The sequence below is a fragment of the Pseudoxanthomonas sacheonensis genome, assembly GCF_031455975.1.
In the GTDB taxonomy this organism is placed as follows: Bacteria; Pseudomonadota; Gammaproteobacteria; order Xanthomonadales; family Xanthomonadaceae; genus Pseudoxanthomonas_A; species Pseudoxanthomonas_A sacheonensis_A.
Genome location: NZ_JAVDTT010000002.1, coordinates 837,387 through 859,876 on the forward strand (window position 1 = coordinate 837,387; position 22,490 = coordinate 859,876).

At 65.6% G+C, this 22,490-nt stretch carries 15 protein-coding genes; 8 read left to right on the top strand and 7 right to left on the bottom strand.

From position 1 onward, the window contains the following. Positions 1-4 precede the first annotated feature (4 nt). From J2W94_RS10975 to J2W94_RS10990, 4 genes are all read right to left on the bottom strand, one after another. Entirely contained in the window at positions 5-2,800 is a 2,796-nt protein-coding gene (locus tag J2W94_RS10975; protein WP_310093127.1) for a serine/threonine-protein kinase, read from the bottom strand. Between the two features lie 24 nt (positions 2,801-2,824). Then, complete coding sequence (locus tag J2W94_RS10980) at positions 2,825-3,391, bottom strand: ECF-type sigma factor (protein ID WP_310093129.1); 567 nt, start codon at positions 3,389-3,391, stop codon at positions 2,825-2,827. A gap of 68 nt (positions 3,392-3,459) precedes the next feature. After that, positions 3,460-4,272: a bifunctional DNA-formamidopyrimidine glycosylase/DNA-(apurinic or apyrimidinic site) lyase gene (mutM, locus tag J2W94_RS10985; RefSeq protein WP_310093131.1), complete on the bottom strand. Its 813-nt coding sequence runs from the start codon at positions 4,270-4,272 to the stop codon at positions 3,460-3,462. Between the two features lie 159 nt (positions 4,273-4,431). Then, on the bottom strand, positions 4,432-5,262 hold the full coding sequence (locus J2W94_RS10990) for an ABC transporter ATP-binding protein (RefSeq protein ID WP_310093133.1): 831 nt from the start codon (positions 5,260-5,262) through the stop codon (positions 4,432-4,434). Between the two features lie 148 nt (positions 5,263-5,410). Between J2W94_RS10990 and J2W94_RS10995 the strand changes: the two genes are divergently transcribed. Continuing rightward, positions 5,411-6,613: a DesA family fatty acid desaturase gene (locus tag J2W94_RS10995; RefSeq protein ID WP_310093136.1), complete on the top strand. Its 1,203-nt coding sequence runs from the start codon at positions 5,411-5,413 to the stop codon at positions 6,611-6,613. Next, complete coding sequence (locus J2W94_RS11000; protein ID WP_310093138.1) at positions 6,613-6,942, top strand: hypothetical protein; 330 nt, start codon at positions 6,613-6,615, stop codon at positions 6,940-6,942. Before J2W94_RS10995 ends, J2W94_RS11000 begins: the two co-directional genes overlap by 1 nt. A 221-nt stretch (positions 6,943-7,163) precedes the next feature. Here the strand turns inward: J2W94_RS11000 and J2W94_RS11005 are convergent, their stop codons facing one another. Continuing rightward, positions 7,164-8,828 (bottom strand): MFS transporter, encoded by a 1,665-nt coding sequence (locus tag J2W94_RS11005; RefSeq protein WP_310093140.1) that lies wholly within the window; start codon positions 8,826-8,828, stop codon positions 7,164-7,166. Between the two features lie 12 nt (positions 8,829-8,840). Continuing rightward, complete coding sequence (locus J2W94_RS11010; protein WP_310093142.1) at positions 8,841-10,217, bottom strand: DcaP family trimeric outer membrane transporter; 1,377 nt, start codon at positions 10,215-10,217, stop codon at positions 8,841-8,843. Positions 10,218-10,482: 265 nt separating this feature from the next. Here J2W94_RS11010 and acs point away from each other — a divergent pair, with 265 nt between their 5' ends. The 3 genes from acs (at position 10,483) to J2W94_RS11025 (ending at position 14,499) form a co-directional block, all read left to right on the top strand. Further along, positions 10,483-12,426 (top strand): acetate--CoA ligase, encoded by a 1,944-nt coding sequence (gene acs / locus J2W94_RS11015; protein WP_310093144.1) that lies wholly within the window; start codon positions 10,483-10,485, stop codon positions 12,424-12,426. Positions 12,427-12,596: 170 nt separating this feature from the next. Continuing rightward, positions 12,597-13,265, top strand: a complete 669-nt coding sequence (locus J2W94_RS11020) for a response regulator transcription factor (protein ID WP_310093146.1) — start codon at positions 12,597-12,599, stop codon at positions 13,263-13,265. Between the two features lie 148 nt (positions 13,266-13,413). Continuing rightward, a complete protein-coding gene (locus J2W94_RS11025; protein ID WP_310093147.1) occupies positions 13,414-14,499 on the top strand; it encodes a diguanylate cyclase in 1,086 nt (361 codons plus the stop codon). A gap of 10 nt (positions 14,500-14,509) precedes the next feature. Here J2W94_RS11025 and J2W94_RS11030 read toward each other — a convergent pair whose 3' ends face one another. Continuing rightward, a complete protein-coding gene (locus J2W94_RS11030; protein WP_310093149.1) occupies positions 14,510-17,953 on the bottom strand; it encodes a PAS domain-containing hybrid sensor histidine kinase/response regulator in 3,444 nt (1,147 codons plus the stop codon). Between the two features lie 180 nt (positions 17,954-18,133). Between J2W94_RS11030 and J2W94_RS11035 the strand changes: the two genes are divergently transcribed. Genes J2W94_RS11035 through J2W94_RS11045 form a run of 3 tightly spaced genes read left to right on the top strand, consistent with a single transcriptional unit; the run spans position 18,134 to position 22,421 of the window. After that, entirely contained in the window at positions 18,134-19,513 is a 1,380-nt protein-coding gene (locus J2W94_RS11035; RefSeq protein ID WP_310093722.1) for an MFS transporter, read from the top strand. Then, positions 19,510-21,912 (top strand): GH36-type glycosyl hydrolase domain-containing protein, encoded by a 2,403-nt coding sequence (locus tag J2W94_RS11040; protein WP_310093152.1) that lies wholly within the window; start codon positions 19,510-19,512, stop codon positions 21,910-21,912. The genes J2W94_RS11035 and J2W94_RS11040 overlap by 4 nt, the downstream gene beginning before the upstream one ends. Further along, a complete protein-coding gene (locus tag J2W94_RS11045; RefSeq protein ID WP_310093154.1) occupies positions 21,909-22,421 on the top strand; it encodes a gluconokinase in 513 nt (170 codons plus the stop codon). Before J2W94_RS11040 ends, J2W94_RS11045 begins: the two co-directional genes overlap by 4 nt. Positions 22,422-22,490: the final 69 nt, after the last annotated feature.

Genomic DNA, 22,490 nt, shown 5'->3' on the forward strand with positions numbered 1-22,490 from the left:
TCCGTCACTGGCATGCTGCGCGGATCGCCAGCGCTTCGCGGGTGATCACGCCACCGTCCGGACGGGCGCTGCGCAGCTCATCGACCAGCGCATCCAGATCGCGCCGCGCGCGTTCGCGCTCGCCGTCGCGGCAACGGATTTCGGCGGCATAGGCGCGTGCGCTCCAGTGCAGTTTGGGAATCTCGCTGTCCGTGCCCGGATGCATGGCCAATGCCTGCAGCGCCTTGAGCGCGGCGGCGCTCTGGCCGATGCGTGCCTGATGGCGGGCCATCGACAATTGCGCGAACAGCGTGCGCGGGTGTTCGGGTCCCAATCCCACCCGGGTGAGTTTGACTGCGCGGTCGAAGTAGACGCTGGCCTGGTCCAGCTTGCCCTGGCTGGCGAGCACTTCGCCGATCATGCGGTCGGCTTCGCCGACCGATGAGTCGCTAGCGCCGTATTGCTTGGCCCGCAGTTCACGCGATTCCAGCAGGGCCTTGAGCGCCTCGTCCTCGCGCCCTGCGCCATGCAGCACCATTCCATAATTGAACAGGCCGCCATTGAGGTTCTGCGAACCGGCCGCGCCGCGCCAGATACGCACCGCTTCGGCCACATCGGCGATCGCCTGGTCCGTACGTCCCAACTCGAAGGCGATCACGCCGCGGGTGTTCAACGCCAATCCGGTTTCGCGGTGGTTGGGTCCCAGCGCGTTCAAGGTCATCAGATACAGCGGTTCGATCTGCTGCTCGGCTGCGACGTAGTATTCCTGGTCGACTTGGATGGCGACCAGCAAGCGCCGGATGGTCAACGTGACCGGATGCTGCGGGCCATGGACTTCCTCGGCGATGGCCAGGGCCTGGCGGAAGCTGGCGCGCGCCAGGTCGGTGTTGCCCTTCGCACGGAACAGGCGTCCGCGGCTGACTTCGACCTCGACGGCCAGGGCGTTACGCACGCCGACATGTTTGCGCAAGTGCTTCAAGGCGGCGTCGTAGCCCGCCAGCGCATCGTCGGTACGTCCCAGATCGTTGTCGATCAGGGCAAGGTCGTACAAGTTCTCCGCGACCCCGGTCTCGTCCTTCAGTTCGCGGCGCAGTGCGAGGGACCGCTCGTAGAGCTGTTGCGCCGTCTGGCGTTCGCCCATCAGGCGTCGGCAGCGACCGTACTGGGACAGGAAGTCGGCTTGTTGCGCCGGTTGCGCGCGGATGCCCGGAACCAGCGATTCGAACGGCGCCATGACCTGCAGGCATTCCTTGGTGCGATCGAGCAAGCGCAAGGTGCGGCCATGCTGGGTCACCGCTTCCAGGCGCAGCCCGGCCGAGGCCGAATCCGTCTGCTCCAACAGGACCCCTTGGCGCTCGAGCAGCGTCAATGCCTCCTGATAGTCGCCCAGGCCGATGCGCAAGCGCGCGATTACGCCCAGCAGCTCCGCGCGCGCCAGGGGCTGGTCGGCCAGCTCCCGTTCGCCACGGCGCTCGCCCGCCAGCAGCAGCTTGCGCGCATCGAAGATGTTGCCCTGCTGGGCCACGCCGGCGTTGTCGAACAATCCGATCACGAAATCCTGCATGGCCTGGGCGCGTGCGGTTTCGCGCATGGCCTGGCGGCTTTGCCAGACGCTGGCCGCGAGCGCCAGCACGAGCACCGAAGTGATCAGGGCGCCGACCGCCAGTCCCCAACGATGGCGCGAAACGTATTTGTTCAACCGGTAACTCACGCTTTGCGGCCGGGCCAGCACCGGCCTGCCCTGCAGGTGCCTTTGCAGATCCTGCGAAAGCGCTTCGACCGAGGCATAGCGATGCTCGGGCAACTTCGCCAGAGCCTTGAGCGCGATGTTGTCCAAATCGCCGCTGAGCCGCCGCGCCTGGCGTCTGGCGTTGTGAACGGGACCGCCGTCGGTGGAGCGTTGCGAGGCCAGCGACGGCTTCAGCGGTTCCACCGCGAGAATGGCCTGCTCCCATTCGGCATCGGTCTGCCGGCGCAGGCGATAAGGTTTGGTGCCCGCCAACAGCTCGTACAGCACCACGCCCAGCGAATACACGTCGGTCATGGTGGTGACCAGTTCGCCGCGCACCTGTTCCGGAGCGGCGTAGTGCAGGGTGAACGATCGCACTTCGGTCCGCGGGTGCACCGGCGCGGGCTCGTTGTCGTCCAGCAACTTGGCGATGCCGAAGTCGAGCAGACGCACTTCGCCGGTGGGCGTGACCAGGATGTTGGACGGCTTGAGGTCGCGATGGACGATCAGATTGGCATGCGCGTGACTGACCGCGTCGCAGACCTGCAGGAACAGCTTCAGCCGCGTATCCACCGACAGGCCATGCGCCTGGCAATAGTCGGTGATCGGAATGCCCTGCACATATTCCAGGGCCAGGTAGGGTTGCCCTTCGCTGCCGATGCCGGCATCCAGCAAGCGCGCGATGTTGGGATGGGCCAGTCGGGCCAGGATCTCGCGTTCCCGGCTGAAGCGCAGTCGCAGGTTGGGATCGGCCAGGCCGGGCCGCAACAGTTTCAGCGCGACTTTGCGCTCGTACAGGCCGTCGGCGCGCGAAGCCAGCCAGACCATGCCCATACCGCCTTCACCCAGCACCGATTCCATTCGGTACGGCCCCACCAACGTGCCCGTCTGCGGCTGACCCGGCTTGTCCAGCAGCGGCTCGGCCATGAAGTCGCCGCTATCGTCTTCCAGCGCCAGCAGTTTTTCCAAGTCGTCGGCGAGTTCGGGTTCCTGCGCCCTCAGAATCTGCAGCTGTGCGGCACGCGCGCCGGCCCCGAGCTCGAGCAGCACGTCGAGCAGCGGAGACAGGCGTTGCCAGCGCTCGGCGTCCATAAGCGAGGTTGACCGAAGCCGGGGTCAGTCGTCCTGCATCGCCGCCAGCAGGAACAGCCTCGCCTTCTGCCAGTCGCGGCGGATGCTGCGTTCGGAGCGTTGCTGCAATTCGGCGATTTCCAGTTCGGACAGGCCGGCGAAGTAGCGCATTTCCACCACCTGCGCCAGGCGTTCGTCGGCCGCGGAAAGCTTGTCCAGCGCGTCGTTGAGCGCCAACATGTCCTCATCCAGGCGCAGCGGGCCTTCGACGTCTTCGGGAATTTCGGCCACGCGCTTGAGGTCGCCGCCGCGTTTGCGCGCCAGCCGGTTGCGCGCGTAGTCCACCACCACGCTGCGCATCGACGAGGCCGCATAGGCGAAGAAATGCGCACGGTCGTCGAACTTGGCGTTGCTGCTGCTGCCGATCAGCTTGAGGTAGGACTCGTGCACCAGCGCGGTGGCATCGAGCGTATAGCCGTGCTGGCCCGACAGCTGGCGCCGGGCCATGGTGTGGAGTTCCTGGTAGAGCGTGGACAGCACATGGTCCAGCGCGGCCCGGTCGCCGTGGCGCGCCGAGTCCAGCCATACGGTGATATCTGCTGCGTCCGCCATCGTCATTCCCCAAGAATGCAGGGACGGAATATAGCCCCAAACGCCCTGCCGGGCGTGAGCGCAGGTGCTCAGCGCTGGCAGTGGCCGCACCAGACGCTGGCGCGCTGGCCGATGTTGGCGAATTTCAACGGACGCCCGCAAGTGGGGCAAGGCTGCCCGCCGCGTCCGTAGGCGGAGAGCTCCTGTTCGAAGTAACCCGGGGCGCCATCGGGACTGATGAAGTCGCGCAGGGTGGTGCCGCCGCGGGTGATGGCGTAGGCCAGAATATCCTTCACCGCTGCGGCAAGGGCCGCATAACGCTCGCGCGAGACTTTGCCGGCGGCGCGCAGGGGCGAGATGCCGGCGCGGAACAGGCTCTCGGCCGCATAGATGTTGCCCACGCCCACCACCACGCCCTGGTCCATCAGAAAGGTCTTCACCGGCGCCTTGCGGTTGCGGCTGCGCGCGAACAGGTAATCGCCATCGAACTCGTCGGCCAGCGGTTCGGGCCCCAGCGCGCGCAGCAGTTCGTGGGTTTCCCCGGCCGGCTGCCACAGCAGGCTGCCGAAGCGACGCGGGTCGTTGAAGCGCATCACCCGGCCGGAACTGAGTTGCAGGTCGACATGGTCGTGCGCGCCGATCGGGGTGCTGGCCGGCAACACCCGCAGGCTGCCGGTCATGCCCAGATGCAGCAACGCGCTGCCCGCTGCGGTGTCCAGCAGCAGGTATTTGGCGCGACGACGCACCGCGTCGATGCGCTGGCCGGGCAGCACGCTTTCGATCTCTTTGGGAATCGGCCAGCGCAGATCCGGCCTGCGCAGCACCACGCCACGGATGCGCTTGCCTTCCAGGTGCGGCGCCAGACCGCGGCGGGTGGTTTCGACTTCGGGGAGTTCGGGCATGGGATTGGGTGGGAAATGGGGAATGAAATGAAAAACCGAGTTCGTCATTCCAGCGAACGCTGGAATCCATTTTGACTTTCGCCTCTTAACATGGGCCTCGGAAGCAAAAAATCAAAATGGATCCCAGCGTTCGCTGGGATGACGATGCAGTTGTTCCGTTTATAAACTCGAAGCGAAATACCGCTCGCCTTCACACCGCACCTGCAACGCCCCACCAAACACCGCGGACAGGTTCTCCGAAGTCAGCGTACCGGCGCGATCGCCATCGGCGTAGACGCTGCCCGCCCGCAACAGGATCACCCGATCGATCTCGGGAACGATTTCCTCGATGTGATGGGTCACCAGCACCAGAGTGATGTCCTGCTGCGCCAGGGTGCGCATCAACTGCAGAAAATCGCGCTGCGCCACCAGGTCAAGCCCGGCGGTGGGTTCGTCCAGCAGCAAGGCCTGCGGTCGGTGGACCAGCGCGCGCGCGATCAGCACCCGGCGCATCTCGCCGGTGGAAAGCTCGGCCACCCTCCGCGAGGTCAACGCCGAGGCATGCACCTGCGCCAACGCCTGGTTCATCCGCTCGCGCATGTCGTCGGTTACCCGGCTGTCCGGCGGCAACATGAGAGAGGCGAAGAAGCCGGTGAGCACCGCTTCGGACACGACCAGATCGGGCATGTCCAGCAGATCGCGGGTCAGGTCGCCGGTCACCACGCCCAGGCGCGTGCGCAGGTCGTTCACGTTCCAGCGGTCCTGTCCCATCACCTTCACCGGCGACTCGCCTTCGCGCGCCAGCGGGTACAGCTCGCGGTTGATCAGCTTGATGAAGCTGGATTTGCCGCAGCCGTTGGGGCCCAGCAGCACGGTGTGCTGGCCGGCCACGATACGCAGCGACAGCGCGTGCAGAACCGCCGCGTCGCCACGGACCACGGTGGCGCGGTCCAGTTCGATCAGCGGTGTGGAAGCGGCATCCGGGGCGGGCCCGGCGGAAGGGAGGGGCATGGGGGCTGTGATGAAAATCCGAAAAGCGGAAGGCAACGCCGCGAATGAACACCATACGCCGCCGATGGGTGAAGTTTGCCGCAACTGCCCCCATCATTGTGGTGTCGCCGCCGGATCCACCGGGGCCCCTCTTGCTGGAGCGCTCGCAATGCCCGATTTCCTGTTCGACTTCCTGTCCGGAGGCCTGCTGGGGTTGGGCTGGCTGGGAATGTTGGGAGTGCTGCTGGCGTTCACCCAGCTGACCATTTTCTCGGTCACCTTGTACCTGCACCGCAGCCAGGCGCACCGCGGGGTGGATTTCCATCCCCTGGTCAGCCATTTCTTCCGTTTCTGGACTTGGCTCACCACTTCCATGATCACCAAGGAGTGGATGGCGATCCATCGCAAGCACCACGCCAAGGTGGAAACCGAGGAAGATCCGCACAGCCCGCAGTTCAAGGGCATCGGCAATGTGTTCTGGCGCGGCGTCGAGTTGTACCGGGAAGCGCGCTGGCAGCGCACCGACATCGAGCAGTACGGCAAGGGCGCGCCGGACGACTGGATCGAACGCCATCTCTACACCGCGCACCCCACCGCTGGTCCGATCGCACTGCTGTTCGTGAATTCGATGCTGTTCGGCATACCCGGCATCGCGCTATGGGCCATCCAGATGGCTTGGATCCCGTTCTGGGCCGCAGGCGTGGTCAACGGCCTGGGGCATTGGTGGGGCTACCGCAATTTCGAATCGGCCGACACCTCCACCAACCTGACCCCGTGGGGCGTGTGGATCGGCGGGGAGGAACTGCACAACAACCACCATGCGTTCCCCAGCTCGGCGCGCTTCTCGATGCGGCGCTGGGAAGTGGATATCGGCTGGATCGCGATCAAGGCGATGGAAGCGGTGGGCCTGGCCAAAGTGCTGCGGGTCGCGCCCACCCTGGACATCCGTCCGAATATTTCCGTGCCCGATGGCGATACGTTGAAAGCCTTGTTGTCGCATCGCTTCCTGGCCATGACCGATTACCAACGCAACGTGCTGAAACCCGCGTTGAAAGAAGAAGCGCGCCTTGCCGGCGAGAAGCTGCGCAGGCTGTTGCCGCGCCGGTTGCGCAAGGGCCTGGCCGACGACGGCCGCTGGTTGAAACCGGAAGCGCGCGAACAGCTGCACAACTGGGTTTCGCAACGTCCCCGGATCCAGGCGCTGATCGAACACCGCGCGCGCCTGGCCGCAGTGCTGGAAGCGCGCACGAACGACGCGTCCGAACGCTTGAAGCAGTTGCAGGCCTGGTGCCATGAAGCGGAGGCCAGCGGCATCCGTGTGCTGCAGGACTATTCGATGCGGCTGAAGGGTTACGCGCTGGCCGCGCATTGATGAATCGTTTCGGTTTCGTTGTTCTGGCGTTGTTGCCGTGCGTGGCGCAGGCGCAGGTCAATGCGACCAGTGATTACCTTGCGCGCATGGACAGCGATGGCGACGGCCGCGTCAGCCAGATCGAATACCTGGACTGGATGAGCTACGCCTTCGATGCGCGTGACGGAAACCGCGACGGTGTGCTGACCGCGGACGAGCTGCCCGGCGGCAAGGGTCAGGCCATCACCCGCGCGCAGCATCGCGAGCGCCTGGCCGCCACGTTCAACAAACAGGACGTCAACCGTGATGGCCATCTGAGCGCCAGAGAGCTCGCCGCACCGCCGCAGTAATGCGGGGCCGGAGAAAAAGGTTCTTCTCCCGACCGAGGGGAAGAGTGTAGGGCGGGCACTGCCCGCCAACCTTTGCGCCAGGAGCGGCGGGCAGTGCCCGCCCCCGTATCTAGTACGGGGCAGGCTCTACAGAGCGCTTGGCTTTGCGGAAAAAAAAGCGCCGACCCTTTCGGATCGGCGCTGAGTACTCCGGACCGGGTCCGGCGACGCAGGGGTAATGTTTACTTGGTGATATCGACGTCCTTGGTTTCCGGCAGGAACAGCGTGCCGATCACCAGGGTCATCGCCGCGATCACGATCGGATACCACAAGCCCTGATAGATATTGCCGCTGGCCACCACCATCGCGAAGGCGATGGTAGGCAGGAAGCCGCCGAACCAGCCATTGCCGATGTGGTACGGAAGCGACATGGACGTGTAGCGGATCTTGGTGGGGAACAGCTCCACCAGCCATGCCGCGATCGGACCATAGACCATGGTTACGTAGATGACGAGGATGGTCAGCAGCAATAGCACCATCGGTTTGTTGATGCGCGCAGGATCGGCCTTTTCCGGATAGCCGGCGGTGGTCAGGTCGGCCTTCAGCGCCTTGCCGAAATCTTCCGTCTTGGTCTTGAACGCCGCAGGATCCAGACCGGCGCCTTCGAATGCTTCGACCTTGGCCGTTCCGACGTTGATATGCGCAATGGTGCCGGCGGATGCGTCCTGATTGGAGTAGCTGATGCCCGCTTTGGCCAGTGCGGCCTTGGCGATATCGCAGCTGTTGGTGAATACCTTCTTGCCCACCGGGTCGAACTGGAAGCTGCAGGCCGCCGGATCGGCGACTACCACTACTGGGCTGGTCGCTACCGCTTCCTCCATCGCTGGATTGCCGTAGTGCGTGAGCCCCTTGAAGATCGGGAAGAAGGTCAGCGCGGCGATCAGGCAGCCGCCGAGAATGATCGGCTTACGCCCGATCTTGTCCGACCACCAGCCGAAAAAGATGAAGAACGGCGTGCCGATGATCAGGCTGCCCGCGATCAGCAGGTTGGCCGTGGTGGCGTCGATCTTCAGAGTCTGGGTCAGGAAGAACAACGCGTAGAACTGGCCAGCATACCAGACCACGGCCTGGCCGGCGGTGGCGCCAAGCAGGGCCAGCAGCGCGATCTTGCCGTTCTTGGAGAAGAAGCTCTCGGTGATTGGCGCCTTGGAGGTCTTGCCCTGATCCTTCATTTCCTGGAACAGCGGCGATTCGCTCAGTTGCAGTCGAATCCACACCGACACGCCCAGCAGCACCACCGACACCAGGAACGGAATCCGCCAGCCCCAGGCTTCGAACGCCTCCGTGCCCAGGAAGTAGCGACAGCCCAGGATCACCAGCAACGACAGGAACAGGCCCAGGGTCGCGGTGGTCTGGATGAAGCTGGTGTAGAAGCCACGCTTGCCGTTCGGCGCGTGCTCGGCAACGTAGGTGGCTGCGCCACCGTATTCGCCGCCCAGGGCCAGGCCTTGCAGCAGGCGCAAACCGATCAGGATCACCGGCGCCGCAACGCCGATGCTGGCGTAACTCGGCAAGATGCCCACCAGGAACGTCGACAGGCCCATGATCACGATGGTGATCAGGAACGTGTACTTGCGGCCGATCATGTCGCCGATGCGGCCGAATACCAACGCGCCGAACGGACGCACCGCGAAACCCGCGGCGAAGGCGAGCAACGCGAAGATGAAGGCGCTGGCCGGATTCAACGCCGAGAAGAACTGCTTGGCGATGATCGCGGCGAGCGATCCGTACAGATAGAAGTCGTACCACTCGAACACTGTGCCCAGGCTCGAGGCGAAAATGACTTTCTTGTGGCCTGCGGTGAGCGGCTTGCCCGCCGGCAGTGCGCCATTTGCTGTCGTTGACATATCGTTTCCCCGTTAGAAGCTGTATTTGACGTGGGTGTGGATGCGCCGCAGATCGCCTTCGCGATCGTCCTCCAGCGCGCGCTGGCCGAAGATGAGTTCGGCGCCGATATCCAGTTTCGGGAACGGCGAATAGATCAAGTTGGCGTGATACGACTGCGCGCGTTCGGTCACGCCGTAGCCGGTGATGGCCTTGTCGTTATCGAACATCGCCGCCGAATACATCAGGTTGCTGCGCAGTTTGGGCGAGAACACATGGCGCCAGGCGACGAAACCGCCGTAGCCATCCAGCGCGTTGAGTTCGCCATTGGCGTCCACCACCACATCGCTGCCCAGGCCGAAGGCCAGGTAACGGCCGATGCCGCTGCCGGCGTTGACCGCGTAGCGGAGGTCGTCGCTCTTGCCCAGGTTGAACTTGCCCGACACGCTGACCGCACCGCCGGTTTCGGTCTCATCCAGATACTTGAACTGGCGCACCAGCCCGGCGACGGTGAAATGGCCCCAGTCGCCCTTGGTGATCCAGCGCGCGGTGATGTCCGGGGCCACGTTGTCCCCGCTGTTGAAGCGCGCGCCGTTGTTGAGATAAGGGGTGATGGTGGTCTGCGGGTTTTCCGCCGAGAACGACCACGGTCCCTTGGTGTAACGCAACTGGGCCTGGCGCACGAAGATGGTGCCGTCGGTGGTGCCGACGAAGTCCACCGCGTCCGGCAACGCCGCCACGTCCTGGAAGTTGGACCAAGTCTGGCCGGCCAGCCAGTTGTTCCAGCTCACGTAGGCCTGGCGCAGCGAAACCGCATAGGTATTGGTCGCCGTTTCGTTGCCGGCCAGCGCGTTGCTGCCGCCGCCGAACATATCGGCTTCGATATACGCCTTGATCTTGTCGCCCTTGTCGGTGGTGTGGTCGGCGCTGAACCAGAAGCGCGAGAACTGCGCGTGGTAGTCGGTGTACGGATCGCCGCCGTCGGCGGTGGGGCCGCCGACCGGAATGCTGCTGGGCAGATAGAACAGGCGTCCCGACGAACCATCGGCGATGCGTCCGTCGCTGGTATCGGTGTACATGCCGTCCATCTTGATGAATCCGCCGTAGGTGAACGACGTTCCAGGATTGGCGCCCGGCATGATCGGGCCGGTCTGGATGCGCGGCTTGCCATCGGCCGGCGCCGATTGCGCGGTCTTGACCTCGGTGATCTGGGTCTGGGTTTCGGCGATCGCCGTCTGTTGCTGCTGCTGCGAAGACAGCAAGGCCTGGACCTGCTGTTCCAGCTGGGCGATGCGTGCTTCGAGTTCCTTTTCCTTCGCCGTTTCGGCGAAAGCCATGCCCGGCGCGATCAGCGCGACGAACAGTGCCGCGGCCAACGGACGGCGCGACATCGATGCGATGCGTTTGCTCATTATCCCTCTCCCGATAATGCGTGATGGGCCGCGCAGAGCGCACGGTTGCGCCGCAGACTGCGCGCCGCCATCGGCCGCGCCTATTCGCCATTAGTCGAAAGCGGCCGCATGAATGGCGGCCTATGCGCACGGATACGACGATGGTCTAATGACGTTGCTGCATCGCGTCATCGGCGAATGCGTCAGACTGAAGCCGATTGCTCCATTACCATCCTGTCCATCACCATCAAGAGCGCTTGCAGCACTGGTCTGCAGGGAGGGGCCCATGTCCGATCTTTATCCCGTCAACCCGGAATTCGCCGCCAAGGCGCGCATCGACCGCAACGGCTACGAACGCGACTACCGCGCATCCATCGAAGACCCGGAAAAATTCTGGGGACAGGCCGCGACCCGGCTCGACTGGTTCAAGCCGCCGACCCAGATCAAGGACGTCAGCTACGACCTGAAGGATTTCCATATCCGCTGGTTCGCCGATGGCGAATTGAACGCCAGCGTCAACTGCCTGGATCGGCAGCTGGCGACGCGCGGCGACAAGACCGCATTGCTGTTCGAACCCGACAGCCCCGACAGTCCGTCCTATGACGTCAGCTATCGAGAGCTGTACGAACGCGTCTGCCGGCTCGGCAACGCGCTGCGCAACCTGGGCGTGCAGAAAGGCGACCGGGTCACTATCTACCTGCCGATGATCCCCGATGCCGCGGTGGCGATGTTGGCCTGCGCTCGTATCGGCGCCATCCACTCGGTGGTGTTCGGCGGCTTCGCTCCCAATTCCATCGCCGACCGCGTCGCCGACTGCGCCAGCAAGCTCATCATCACCGCGGACGAAGGCCTGCGCGGCGGCAAGAAGGTGCCGCTGAAAGCGAATGTGGACGCGGCATTGAAACTGCCCGGCACCAGCACGGTGGAAACCGTGCTGGTAGTGCGCCATACCGGCGGCGCGGTGGACATGCAGATGCCGCGCGACCGCTGGTTCGATGCCGTAGTCGAGGGCCAGCCGGCCGAATGCGAACCCGAGCGGATGAATGCGGAAGATCCGCTGTTCATCCTCTACACCTCCGGTTCCACCGGCAAGCCGAAAGGCGTGTTGCATACCACCGGCGGCTATCTGCTGTTCGCCAGTTATACCCATGAAGCCGTGTTCGACTTGCGCGAAGACGACATCTACTGGTGCACCGCCGACGTGGGCTGGGTCACCGGCCACAGCTACATCGTCTACGGGCCGCTGGCCAACGGCGCCACCGCGGTGATGTTCGAAGGCGTGCCCAACTACCCGAACGTGTCGCGCTTCTGGGAGGTGATCGACAAGCACCGGGTCACGATCTTCTACACGGCGCCGACCGCGATTCGCGCGCTGATGCGCGAAGGCGAAGCGCCGGTGAAGAAGACCTCGCGCAGTTCGCTGCGCCTGCTCGGCAGCGTCGGCGAACCGATCAACCCCGAAGCCTGGCGCTGGTACTACGAAGTCGTAGGCGATTCGCGCTGCCCCATCGTCGACACCTGGTGGCAGACCGAAACCGGCGGCATCCTGATCACCCCGCTGGCCGGCGCCATCGACCTCAAGCCCGGTTCGGCCACGCTGCCTTTCTTCGGCGTGCGTCCGGCGCTGGTCGACGCCAATGGCGAATTCCTGGAAGGCGCAGCGGAGGGCAACCTGGTGCTGCTCGATTCCTGGCCCGGGCAGATGCGCAGCGTCTATGGAGACCATCCACGTTTCATAGACACCTATTTCCGCACTTATCCGGGTACCTATTTCACCGGCGACGGCTGCCGTCGCGACGAAGACGGTTACTACTGGATCACCGGTCGCGTCGACGATGTGATCAACGTCAGCGGCCACCGTATCGGCACCGCCGAAGTGGAAAGCGCATTGGTTTCGCATCCGAAGGTGGCCGAGGCCGCCGTGGTCGGCTTCCCGCACGACATCAAGGGCCAGGGCATCTACGCCTACGTCACCTTGATCGCGGGCGAAGCCCAGACCGACGAACTGCAGAAAGAGCTGGTGGCCTGGGTGCGCAAGGAGATCGGACCGATCGCCTCGCCCGATCATCTGCAATGGGCGCCAGGTCTGCCGAAAACGCGTTCGGGCAAGATCATGCGCCGCATCCTGCGCAAGATCGCCGAGAACGCGCCGGATCAGCTGGGCGATACCTCCACGCTGGCCGATCCTTCGGTGGTGGAATCCTTGGTGGCAGAGCGCAAGGTGAAATAGACCTTGAAGATGCGATCCGCTACGACCCTTCCGTCGTCATCCCAGCGAATGCTGGGATCCATCTTTATTTTGACTTTGTGTCGGTCGAAACAAGCGAAGATCAAAATGGATCTCAGCATTCGCTGGGATGACGATGCAAGGGAATCGACTCAGCGGATTTGCAAAAGCCCATGACTACCCTGCTCATCGCCGACGACCATCCGTTGTTCCGCGAAGCCCTGCGCGGCGCGGTGCAGCGGGTGATGCCGGGAGTGAAGCTGCACGAAGCCGACAGCGTCGATGCACTCTATGCGTTGGTCGATGCGCATCCCGATGCCGATCTGCTGCTGATGGATCTCAACATGCCGGGCGCGCAGGGCTTCAACGCTTTGGTGCATTTGCGCGTCCTGCATCCGCAGCTGCCGGTGGTGGTGGTGTCGGCGCGCGAGGAGCCCAGCGTGATGCGCCGTGCGCTGGATCACGGCGCCTTGGGTTTCATTCCCAAATCGGCCGCATCGGAAACGATCGGCGAAGCGATCGGCCTGGTGTTGGAGGGCGAACGCTGGGCGCCGCCGGAAGCGCTCGCCGCGCCCGGTATCGGCCGCGACGAATACGAGGTGGCCCAGCGCCTACGCGAGCTCACTCCGCAGCAGTTCCGGGTCCTGCAGATGTTGGGCGCGGGCCGTTTGAACAAACAGATCGCCTACGATCTGGGCGTGTCCGAAGCCACCATCAAAGCGCACGTCACTGCGGTCCTGCGTAAACTGGGCGTCACCAACCGCACTCAGGCCGTGTTGATGGCCGGGCGCCTGTCAGTCGATCCCGAGGCCATGGTGCTGCCGCCGGAAGAGCAGGACTGAACGCGCCTCTCGCTGTACATCGGCGGGCGTACGGCGGACGTGGAAATGCAGCGCTGGTCACAGATCGCACCTGAGTTGCCTGCTTGGCCGCGCTACGATGGTGCGATGGGGCCCGCTTGGTGCGTGCCGGCTTTCCGGATAGGCGGTGATGGACAGCGATCGTGGTGAATCCCGCCGCACCAGCTTCGGCAGACGCCTGTACCCGATGCGCGCCGTCGGGCTGGCGATCGGCGTGCTGTGCGTGGCCGCGGTCATGCAGGAGCACGGCGCCGCCCCTTGGTTATGGGCGTTGTTGGTGTTCGACGGCCTGGTTTGGCCGCACCTGGCTTACGTGCATGTCCTGCGCAGCCGCGACCCGATTCAGGCCGAATACCGCAACTTGCTGACCGACGCGGCGTTCGGCGGCTTCTGGATCGCGGTGATGGCCTTCGACACCCTGCCCAGCGTACTGCTGGCGGTGATGTTGACCATGGACAAGGTGATCGTCGGCGGCCGCCGCTTCGGCGCCAAGAACCTGGCGCTGATGGCGTTGACGTGTCTGGTCAGCAGCGCCTTCATGGGTTTCCGCTTCGAGCCGTACACCACTTTCCGCACCATGCTGGCCTGCCTGCCGTTGCTGATCGTGTATCCGCTGGCGATCGGCGCGGCCAGCCGTCTGCTGGCGCAGCAGACGCTGCGCCAGAAACGCATGTTCGAGAAGACCTCGCGCTTCGACGCCGCCACCGGCCTGATGAACCGGCAGCAATGGCAGTACGCGGCCAACGTGGAGTTCAACCGCTTCGTGCGTGCGGGGCGGCCGGCCGTGCTGATCATGATCGACATCGATTACTTCAAGCAGATCAACGACGGCTACGGCCATACCGTGGGCGACGCGGTGATCGAGGAATTCGCGCGCCTGATGAAAGCCTGCCTGCGCGACATGGACACCGGCGGACGTTACGGCGGCGACGAGTTCGGCATCGTCATGCCCGAAACCCGCTGGGAAGAAGCCATCGTCGCCGCCGAACGCCTGCGCAGGCAGGTCGCGGCCTATGTGTTTCCCGGCATCGATCTCAGATGCACCGTCAGCATCGGCCTGTCCGAAATCAATCATTCGATCGCCAACGTGACCGACTGGATCAGCGCCGCGGACGCCGCCCTGTACGCAGCCAAGCGCAAGGGCCGCGACTGCATCGAAGTGGCGAAAATTCCGCAGCGTTCGCCTTACGCCGCGCGCTCCCGGGTCGACGCCTAGCGAACGCCGCTCACACCGCGAGCGTCTGGTGGTGCGCAGCCAGGAACGCCCGCAACGAGGCTGGTTTCACCGGTTTGGTCAGCAGCCGGTAACCACGATCGCGCGCGCGTTGCTTGAGCTCGTCGCGGCCGTCGGCGGTCAGCAGCGCGCCGGTGATCGGCGTCGCGCTGGCGGTCCGCAGAGCGTCCAGGGTTTCCAGACCATCCATCCGGTCGTGGAGGTGGTAGTCGACCAGCATCACCGCCGGCGCCTGATCGATCTTCTGCAAGGCCTCGTCCACGGTGGCCGCCGTGATCACTTCCACCTGCCAGCGACCCAGCAGCGCGCGCATGCCATCCAAGATTTCCTGGTCGTTGTCCACGCACAGCACGCGCAACCCCGCCAGGGAATCCGGGGCGCGCAGCGAGGGTGCGGTCTCAAGAACGGCGTCGGCAGCGGCTGCCGCGCGCGGCACCGTGATCGAGAACATGCTGCCGCGGCCGACCCGGCTGCGCGCGTCCAGGTCGTGGCCGAGCAGGCGCGAGATGCGTTGGCAGATGGATAGCCCCAACCCCAGTCCCTGTTCGCCCCAGTCGAAGGGCTGCGGATAGCGATGGAATTCGTCGAAGATCTGGCGCATGTGGTGCTCGGGAATGCCGGGGCCGGTATCCCAGACCTGCAGTTCCAGGTTCTGTCCGCGCAGGCGGATGCCCAGCACGATGCGGCCGCTTCGGGTGTAGCGCAGCGCATTGGCGATGAAGTTCTGCAGCACGCGGCGCAGTAGCCGGCGATCGCTGCGTACAGGTCGCGCAGAGGCGTGCACCCGCAGATCGAGACCGCGACCGGCGGCGACCGGCACGTATTGCGAAGCGAGTTCGCGCAACAGCGCGCCGGCGTCGAAATCGCTGATCTCGGTGTGCATGCCCCCCGCATCCAGGCGCGAGACATCCAGCAGGCCGTCCAGCAGCTCCTCCGCTGCGCGCAAGGAAGCGTCGACACGCTCGGCCAAGTGGCGTTGTTCGGCCGGTTCGTCGCTGTCGCGCAGCGCCGAGGTGAACAGCCGCGCCGCGTTCAGCGGCTGCAGCACGTCGTGGCTGATCGCGGCCAGGAAGCGCGTCTTCGACTGTTGCGCGGCCTCGGCTTCGCGCCCGCGGTCGGCCACGCGTTGCTCCAGATTCTCGTTGGCTTCCAGCAATGCGTTCTCGGCGCGCTTGAAGTCGGTGATGTCGTTGTAGCTGGTGACGTAACCACCACCCGGTAGCGCCTGGCCGCGCATCTCGATCACGCTGCCGTCGCTGCGCACGCGTTCGAAGATGTGCGGCGAACCGACGCGCATATAGCTGATGCGCTTGGCGATCTGTTCTTCCAGCTCGCCGCCGCCCAGCTCGCCGCGTTCGGCGTTGTAGCGGATCAAATCGGCCACCGGACGACCCACGTAGAGCATGCCTTGCGGATAGCCGAACATCACCTGGTAGCGGCGGTTCCAGGCCACCAGACGCATGTCCGGATCGACCACGCTCACGCCCGAACTGATGTTTTCCAGGGTGGTGGAAAGGATCTCGCGATTGAAGCGCAGCTCCTGTCCGGCCTCATCCAGCACCGCCACCACTTCGCCCAGTTCCATACCCGAGCCGCGCAGCACGCTGGTCAACACCAGACGTGCCGAGGCCGCGCCGATGGCCGCGGCCAGCAGCCGTTCGGTGAACTGCACCCAGGCGCGATCGGCGGCGGCGGCGGGCTGCAGTTCGCGTTGCAGCGTCGTAGCCTGCTCGGCGAAGGCGCGCCGCGCGTGGCGCTCGCCGACGATGCGCTCGGCCAGCGACAGCAGATCCGACACGCGTACGTTGCCCGGCCATTCGCTGGCTACCAGCGCCTGCCGCTGCGCATACGGATCGAGGAACGGCGCGATGCGCAGGCGTTCGTCCACGCTGGGGCGCCAGCGTGCCGACACCAACATCATCACGCCCGTGTTGAGCAGCAACGACCAGAACGTGCCATGGGTCAGCGGATCCCAGCCGGTGAGGTTGAACAGCTGCTGGGGGCGCAGCCAGTGGATCTCGTACGGTCCGGTCCGCAGCCATTCCGGCCCCAACCAGCCGGAGGCCGACAGGGTCGGCAGCAGCAGCGTATAGATCCAGGTGGCGAAGCCGACCAGCATGCCGATTTCCACCCCGCGCCGGCTGGCGCCGCGCCAGTACAGGCCGCCGATCAATCCGGGCGCGAACTGCGCGACCGCCGCGAAAGCGATGAGCCCGTACGACGCCAGCGAATTGTCGTTGCTGCTGGTGCGGTAGTAGGCATAGGCGCACAACGCCAGCATCAGGATCGCGAAGCGGCGTATCCACAGCACGCGCGAGGCGACGTCGGCCTCGGCATGACGTTCGGCCCAGCCGCGCCGCAGCAGCACCGGCATCACCAGATCGTTGCTGACCATGGTGGCCAGGGCGATGCTGGCCACGATCACCATGCCGGTGGCCGCCGAGAATCCGCCGATGTACGCCACCAGGGCCAACGCGTTGTTGCCGGCGGTCAGCGGCAACGCCAGCACGAAGGTATCGCTGGCTATTCCGCTGCCGCTGCCGAACATCGACACGCCCGCGGCGGCGATCGGCACCACCATCACCGAGATCAGCACCAGATAGATGCCGAACAGCCAGCGCGCCTTGCGGATGTCGCCGACGTCGCTGCATTCCACCACCGCCACGTGAAACTGGCGCGGCAGGCAGACGATGGCCAGGAACCCGAGCAGGGTCTGGGTGAAGAAACCCACCGGTGGCGCGTTCTCGAACAAGGTTCGCGCGGACTGTTCCACGTGCAGGACCTGGCCGCCCAGCCACACGTAGGCGAATACGCCCACGATCACGATCGCCACCAGCTTTACCACCGACTCCAGCGCGATGGCCAGCATCATGCCGTGGTGGTGCTCGGTGGCGTCCACTTGCCGCGTGCCGAACAGCGCGGCGAACAGCGCCATTAGCAAGGCGACGTACAAAGCGGGATCGGTGAAGAAACCGGTGTTCTGCGCATCCTGGCCGGTCAGTACGCCAAGGCTCAGTGCCACCGCCTTGTACTGCAAAGCCAGGTAGGGGATCACACCGATCAGTGCGATCACCGTGACCAGCGCCGCCAGCCGGCGCGAGCGGCCGTAGCGCGAGGAAATGAAGTCAGCGATGGAGACGGTGTTCTGGCTGCGGGCGATCAGGGCCAGCCGTTCGATGATGCGCCAGCCGAACAGCAGCAGCAGCAGCGGACCCAGATAGATCGGCAGATAACCGATGCCGTTGCGCACCGCGCTGCCCACCGCGCCGTAGAACGTCCATGAAGAGCAGTACACCGCCAGCGCCAGGCTGTAGACCACCGGGCGCAACCAGGGGCGATCCGGATACATCGGGCGCCGGTCGCCCCACCACGCCACGCCGAACAGCAGCGCGGCATAGCCGATCGATACCAAGAGCAGGATCCAACTGGAAACCACAGCGGCGCTCCACACCTCGAGTCTGTGAGTGTATGCCGTGCCCGCACCGCATAGACCGCCCGCTTGCCTGCACCGCGCGATGGCGGCAAGCTGACAATGCTGTCAAGCACCCGGTGCATGCGCGCGAGGTGCGCCGACATGCCGGTCTTCCGAGGCGAAGGCATGACGCAGGACCAGGACATGGCGCAAGCCGGCAACAAGCGCGCGGCCGCCGCCGATGCGCGCCTGCCGTTGCGCGAGAAGATCAGCTACGGCATCGGCGACTTCGGCTTCAACCTTTATTGGGCCAACATCTCGGCCTTCCTGCTGATCTTCTACACCGATGTGATGGGCCTGGCCGCCGGCGCGGTCGGCACAATGATGCTGGTGACCAAACTGGCCGATGCGGTGGCCGACCCGTTTATGGGCGCGATCGCCGATCGCACCCGTACCCGCTGGGGCCGCTTCCGGCCGTACCTGCTGTTCGCCGCGGTACCGCTTGCGATCACCGGCGTGCTGACCTGGACGGTCCCGGACTTGGGCGGCGGCGGGCGCCTGCTGTGGGCCTATGCCACCTTCACCCTGATGATGTTCGTCTACACCGTGCTGAGCATGCCGTACTCGGCGTTGTCCGGGGTCATGACCGCCGACAGCCAGCAACGCACCACCCTGATCAGTTTCCGTTTCATCGCCGCCTTCGCCGGCACCACCCTGGTCAACTGGCTGACCCTGGATCTGGTGCGCTGGCTCGGCCGCGGCGACGAGCAGCTGGGCTGGCAGCTGACCATGGCCCTGTACGGGGTGGTGGCGATCGCCACCTTCGTGGCGGTGTTCGCCAACACCCGCGAGCGGATCGAGCCGCCGCCGCAGCAGCGCAGCACGATGCGCCAGGATGTGCTCGACCTGCTGGGCAACAAGCCTTGGCTGGTGCTGTTCGTGCTGGCGCTGGTGATCATGGTGACGATCGTGATGCGCAGCGGCTCGCTGGTGTACTACCTCAAGTACTACGTAAGCCGGCCGGAGTTGATCGGCCTGTTTCTCGGCAGCTACTCGGTGGCGCTGGCCATCGGCGCTGCGCTGACGCCGCTGCTGACCCGCCTGGTGGACAAGCGGCGGCTGATGATGGGACTGATGGCCGGGGTCGGCGTGATCAGCTGCGCGATGTATTTCGTGCCCAAGGAGCAGATCTGGGTGACGTTCGCGCTCAATACCCTGGTCGGGCTGCTGCTCGGGCCGAAGTCGCCGCTGGCGTTCTCGATGTATGCGGACTGCGCCGACTACACCGAGTGGAAGACCGGGCGCCGCGCCACCGCGATGACCTTCGCCGCCGCGACGTTCTCGCAGAAGCTGGGCGGTGCGGTCGCGTCGGCCGCGATCGCCTGGATGCTGGCGGCGATGGGCTACGTCGCCAACCAGGCTCAGTCGGACGCGTCACGCCTGGGCATCGTGCTGCTGCTGACCGTGATCCCGGGCGTGGTGGCGCTGATCGCGGTGTGGGTGATGCGGGCCTATCCGCTGGATGACGCCGCGTTGGCGCGGGTCGAGGCGGAACTGCAGGCGCGGCGGGAAATGCCGGCATGAGCGCTGTTGTCGACGCCGGCCTTCCCTATGGCTTTCAGGAGCAGGGCCGGCGCTTCGTCCTGAACAGTCCCACTGCGATGCCACAGGCCTCCACCTTCCTGTGGAACCGGCGGATGCTGCTGCAGCTGAACTGCCGTGGTTACGCCACCGCGCAGTTCATGCAGCCGGAGCCGGCCAAGTACGCGCATGCGCCGACGCTGGAAGCCAAGAGTTTCATGCAGCCGGAGCAGCCGTACTACGCTCACCATCCCGGCCGCTTCTGTTACGTCAAGGACGAGGACGGCGGCCTGCTGTTCTCCGCGCCGCACGCGCCGGTGAATCGCGCGCCAGAAGTGTTCGCCTTCTCGGTCGGTCAGGGCGACGTCGCCTGGACGGTGCAGTGCGACGGCATCGAGGTGGAGTTGTCGGTGCGGTTGCCGCTGGAAGACGTGGCCGAACTGTGGACCGTGCGCGTGCGCAACCGCTCCGGCCGCCCGCGCCGGATCAGCCTGTACCCGTACTTCCCGGTCGGCTACCTGTCGTGGATGAACCAGTCCGGCCGCTATCGCGCGGACCTGGGTGGGATCGTCTGCGACAGCGTCGCTCCGTACCAGAAGGTGGCCGACTACTTCCGGCAACGCGAATTCAAGGACCGTACCGTGCTGCTGCACGAGCGCAAGCCCGATGCCTGGGAAGCGAACCAGGCCGGATTCGAGGGCGAGGGCGGATTGAACGCACCGACCGCCATCACCGCGTGTGAGCGGTTGGCCGGCGGCGATGCGCTGTACGAGACGCCGGCGGCGGTGTTGCAGTACCGCGTCGTCCTGGCGGCGGAGGGCGAGGAAACCTTCCGTTTCGTCTTCGCCCCGGTCCGCGACGACGCCGAGACCGCCGCGCTGCGCGCGCGCTATTTGTCAGAGGAGGGTTTCGCCGCCGCCGCCGCGGCCCACGCTTCCTACCTGGACGAGGGCCGCGGCTGTCTGCGGATCGAGACCCCGGATCCGTGGCTGGACGACTTCGCCAACCATTGGCTGCCGCGGCAGGTCTATTACCACGGCGATTGCAACCGTCTGACCACCGATCCGCAGACCCGCAACTATCTGCAGGACCACATGGGCATGGCCTATCTGCGGCCGCGGATGGCGCGGGCGGCCTTCCTGCACGCGCTGTCGCAGCAGGAGCCTAGCGGGGCGATGCCCGACGGCATCCTGCTGATCGAAGGCGCGGAGCTGAAGTACATCAACCAGGTGCCGCATACCGATCACTGCGTATGGCTGCCGGTGTGCCTGCAAGCCTACCTGGACGAAACCGGCGACGACGCTCTGCTCGAGACAGCGGTGACGGACCGCGAGGGCGATACGGCCAGCGTCGCCGAACGCATCGACCGGGCGATGGATTGGCTGCTGCAGGCGCGCGACGCCCGCGGGCTCAGTTACATCGCCCAGGGCGACTGGTGCGATCCGATGAACATGGTCGGCTGGAAGGGACGGGGCGTGTCCGGCTGGCTGTCGCTGGCCAGCGCGCATGCGCTGCGCCTATGGGCCGCGGTCTGCGCACGCAGCGGACGCACCGCGCAAGCCGTGCGCTTCGAAGCCGGCGCCGAAGCGCTCAATGCCGCGGTCAACGCCCACTTGTGGGATGGCGACTGGTACGGTCGCGGCATCACCGACGATGGCGTGGCGTTCGGCGTACGCGCCGATAGCGAAGGCCGCATCTACCTCAACCCGCAGAGCTGGGCCATGCTCAGCGGCGCCGCCGACGCGCCGCGCCGCGCGCGGATGCTGGTCGCGGTCGACGCGCAGTTGGTTTCGCCGTACGGCGTGGCCATGCTCGACCCGCCCTACACCGGCATGCGCGAAGACGTCGGCCGGCTGACCCAGAAATTCCCCGGTTCGGCCGAAAACGGCGCGGTCTACAACCACGCCGCCGCCTTCTATCTGCACAGCCTGTACAAGGTCGGCGAAGGGGATCGCGCCTGGAACGTGCTGCGCGCAATGCTGTCCGGACCGGACCCGGAGGACTGCGTGCGGCGCGGACAGCTGCCGGTGTTCGTGCCCAACTACTACCGCGGCGCCTGGCGCCTGCATCCGCGCACCGCCGGCCGCTCCAGCCAGCTGTTCAACACCGGCACTGCGGCGTGGATGTACCGCTGCCTGGTGGAGGAACTGTTCGGCCTGCGCGGCGACGGCCAGACGCTGCGGATCGCGCCGCAGCTGCCCTCGCACTGGCCGCGCGCGCGCGCCTGGCGGCGGTTCCGCGATGCCGAGTTCGAAGTGGAGATCGAACGCGTCGCCGGCCGCACCGAAACCCGCGTCGCAGTCGATGGCCAATGGCTGGAAGGCGATGCCTTCTCCGGCATCGAAGCCGGGCGTCGCTACCGGGTCCGCGTGGAACTACCGAGTGAAGCGGGGCCGGCATGAGCGAGGTGCGCGTGGCCGTGGTGATGGGCGTGTCCGGCAGCGGCAAGACCACGCTGGCGCGCGCGTTGTCCGACGCATGGGAGGCGACCTTCCTCGACGCCGACGATTTCCACAGCGACGAGGCCAGGGCGTTGATGGCCGCAGGCAAGCCGCTGACCGACGAGATGCGCCAGCCGTGGGCGGCGCGTATCGCCGCCGACCTGCAACGCCGCGTGGCCGACGGCGCGCGCGTGAGCCTTGCCTTCTCCGGACTGCGCCGCCTGCACCGCGACGTGCTGCGCGGCACGGGACTGCCGCTGCGGTTCCTGTTTCTGCACGGCGAGGCGGCGCTGATCGGCCAGCGCATGCGCGCGCGTAGCGGCCACTACATGCCGGTGGCGCTGCTCGACAGCCAGTTCGCCACGCTGGAGGAGCCCGCCGCCGAGGACGATGTCGTGGTGCTGCCGGTCGATCTGCCGCCCGATGCGCAGTTGCACCTTGCTCTGCAGGCCCTCGCCGCGCCCTTGTAGGAGCCGGCTGCTGTAGGAGCGACGCAAGTCGCGAAGCTCCCGATTCCTAAATTCTCCGGGTTGAACGTT